Source organism: Fulvivirga aurantia, from assembly GCF_009711475.1.
GTDB classification, from domain to species: Bacteria; Bacteroidota; Bacteroidia; order Cytophagales; family Cyclobacteriaceae; genus Fulvivirga; species Fulvivirga aurantia.
The window spans coordinates 1-2,928 of record NZ_SMMD01000459.1; the positions used below are offsets into that span (position 1 = coordinate 1).

At 38.4% G+C, this 2,928-nt stretch carries 4 protein-coding genes; 2 read left to right on the top strand and 2 right to left on the bottom strand.

Annotated elements, in window-relative coordinates; all coding sequences use genetic code 11:
* The coding region (locus E1176_RS03010) for a sensor histidine kinase (RefSeq protein WP_155209099.1) at window positions 1-363 on the top strand (363 nt) is incomplete at its 5' end.
* Between the two features lie 41 nt (window positions 364-404).
* Entirely contained in the window at window positions 405-1,181 is a 777-nt protein-coding gene (locus E1176_RS03015) for an ABC transporter substrate-binding protein (RefSeq protein WP_246205923.1), read from the top strand.
* 2 nt (window positions 1,182-1,183) lie between these two features.
* Here the strand turns inward: E1176_RS03015 and E1176_RS03020 are convergent, their stop codons facing one another.
* Window positions 1,184-1,747, bottom strand: coding sequence for a hypothetical protein (locus tag E1176_RS03020; RefSeq protein WP_155209100.1), 564 nt, complete (start codon window positions 1,745-1,747; stop codon window positions 1,184-1,186).
* Entirely contained in the window at window positions 1,744-2,922 is a 1,179-nt protein-coding gene (locus E1176_RS03025; protein WP_185152587.1) for a 3-phosphoshikimate 1-carboxyvinyltransferase, read from the bottom strand. Before E1176_RS03025 ends, E1176_RS03020 begins: the two co-directional genes overlap by 4 nt.
* Window positions 2,923-2,928 lie beyond the last annotated feature (6 nt).

Sequence of the window (2,928 nt, forward strand, 5' to 3'; positions counted from 1 at the left end):
TCAATACGCCTAAAAACTGTAATTACTAACGTACTGTCCAACGCGATTAAATACAGTGACAAAAAGAAAGAGTCATCTTTTATTGATATTGACATTGAGGTGACAGAAGATACCTGCGAAATACAGGTGAAAGACAATGGTATCGGTATTAGACAGGAGTACCTCGATAGTATCTTTGATATTTTTTACAGAGCCGATGAAAACGCAAAAGGGTCGGGTTTAGGATTATATATTGTAAAAGATACAGTGGATAAGCTTAATGGACAGGTCGAGGTTACTTCTGACTATGGCAAGGGTACAACCTTTGACATATCGATACCAAATTTTTTAAACTCCATAAAAGAATTGGGCTACGCTAAGTAGTCCAATTTTTTTGTTTAAAAGCGTAGCCTATCTTTACCCCTATGGGGGATATCATATCTAAAGATCAAATGGGAAGCACGATTGAGTTGCCAAAAACACCCAGCTCGATTGTCTCACTGGTGCCATCACAAACAGAATTACTCTTCGATCTAGGTTTAAAAAGCGAAGTAAAAGGGATTACTAAGTTTTGCATTCATCCTGCTGACGAGGTTAGAGATGTTAAAAAAATTGGTGGCACCAAAAACTTCAATTTTTCAAAAATTGATGAATTAAACCCAGACCTGGTTATAGGCAATAAAGAAGAAAACTATAAAGAGGGTATTGAGCAACTAAGGGAAAAATATCCGGTGTGGATGAGTGATATTTATACGCTCAATGATTCTCTCGATATGATAAATAGTGTAGCGAGTCTGGTCGGGAGAGCTGAAAAAGGTAAAGAAATTATAGAAGATATTAAAAGTGGATTTGAGTCAATCAAAAAGAAAGCCCCGCTTAAAGTCCTCTACTTTATATGGCAAAAACCTTACATGGTGGCCGGAGGAGGCACCTTTATTGATATTATGCTTTCTCAAATCGGGTTAGATAACGTGGCTCCCAAAGACAGATACCCGGAGTTGTCTCCAGATGATATCCGAGCAATCAATCCTGATTTGATTTTATTGTCAAGCGAACCTTATCCTTTCAAAGCCAAACACTTTAGTGATTTTAGTGCCTTATGTCCCAATGCAAAGATTCACATCGTAGATGGTGAAATGTTTTCATGGTATGGGAGTCGGCTCAGAAAGGCCCCGGCTTATTTCAATAGCTTGAGCTTTTGAGCTTAGGATTTCCTAACTTCTAAAATTGAAATTAAGGTATCGATTTTGTCCTGTGATTTATAAGGACTAGGCATTGTGAAATGAAAGCCATTTTCTATGATATGTATTCTTTCTAAATATAGACTCATCATAGACTCTCTTATATCTCCTTTGAGGTATGCCTCATAAAATACGGTAAAATAAGACCTCATAAGATCAGTAGAACCCGAATGATGAATTACCAATATTGGAACATCGGTTGTATTTTCTGTATGACAAGAACTGGTAGGGTACCCATATTCATCTAAAAAGAGCGCAATTTTCTGCCTATTTTCTTCATCAATTAAATTCATTAATTCTAGAGCCAACTGTTTTTCTTCGGAGTTATGACCATATTTCGCTTTCATTTCCCCAACCCTCGATCGTACTTGCTGATCTCTTTCTAAAATATCTCTTAAGAAGATTTCTCTTTTATTGCATGAGTTTAAAGACTTTACTTCATTAACAAAGAGATTTTCATTGGTACCTTTTTTATTACAACTGACTAAGAGAGTGACAATGAGGCTTAGTAAGAAGAGTTGTCTCATAATTCACTAATGCCAAACCCCTGGTTTTTCATTTCAGCCCAGAATGAAGGAAAAGACTTATTGACAACTTCAGGCTCTTCTATTCGCACATCCATCAATGTGGCTAGAGGGGCAAAAGCCATGGCCATACGGTGGTCATCATAAGTAGCTATTGACACCTCGGCAGGTAAATCGTAAGAAGGAATGAGCGTCCATTGATTATCTTCTTCCTTTAATTGTGCTCCTATCTTTGCTAGTTCATTTTGCAAAGCGAGCACCCTATCAGTTTCTTTAATCTTTAGGCTTTCTAATCCGGTCATATGACACGTAATGCCTTTAGCAGCGCAAACGACCGCTACAGTTTGGGCCAAATCCGGGCAGTCGGTAAAGTCGTAAGTAACGGACGATTCGTGTTTTACCTTTTCAAGCTTGGCGGTCTGCTCATTAAAGTGAGTTTTCACTCCAATCGATTCAAACAAATCAGCCGTGGCTCTGTCTCCTTGCAAAGAATTATCTACCAGGTCATTAATGATAAGTGACTCATTTTTGCTTAAAGCTAAAAAGCTGTAAAAATAACTTGCCCCAGACCAGTCAGGTTCTATGGTAATCTCCTTCGGAGCCTTGTAAGCTTGATTTTTGATACTAATAGAATTTTCTTTCCAGGTATAATCAACTCCAAATCTACTCATGATTTTAAGTGTCATTTCTATGTAGGGTTTACTTCCTACTTTGCCTGTGAGCGTGAGTGACAAGCCTTTTGGTAAAGTAGGCGCAATCATTAGTAATGCAGAAATATACTGGCTGCTTACATCCCCTCTCACCTCGAGTTTGTCAGTTTGTTGATTATTGAGGCCTTTAATCTTAATGGGCGGAAACCCTTCCTTCTCGACATATTCGATATTCGCTCCCAGAGTTTTGAGTGCTTCTACTAAGATTTTTATCGGACGTTGGCACATTCGGGGTGTACCAGTGAGTACTTTATTTTGGTTAGTTGCCGTAAGATATGCCGTAAGAAAACGCATCGTAGTCCCTGCATCTAATACATCCAATTCTGCCCCACTACTTTTGAGCAGCCTGTTCATGGTTACGGTATCTCTGGCTTCAGACAAATTATGGATTTGCGCTGATTTTCCTGAAAGTGCATTTACAATTAATACACGATTACTAATGCTTTTTGAGGCAGGTAAATTGACGATGTGATT

Bases quoted from the DNA above. Each gene is read 5' to 3' on its own strand.
- E1176_RS03015 (WP_246205923.1), top strand. From the start codon at position 405: ATGGGGGATATCATATCTAAAGATCAAATGGGAAGCACGATTGAGTTG.
- E1176_RS03020 (WP_155209100.1), bottom strand. From the start codon at position 1,747: ATGAGACAACTCTTCTTACTAAGCCTCATTGTCACTCTCTTAGTCAGT.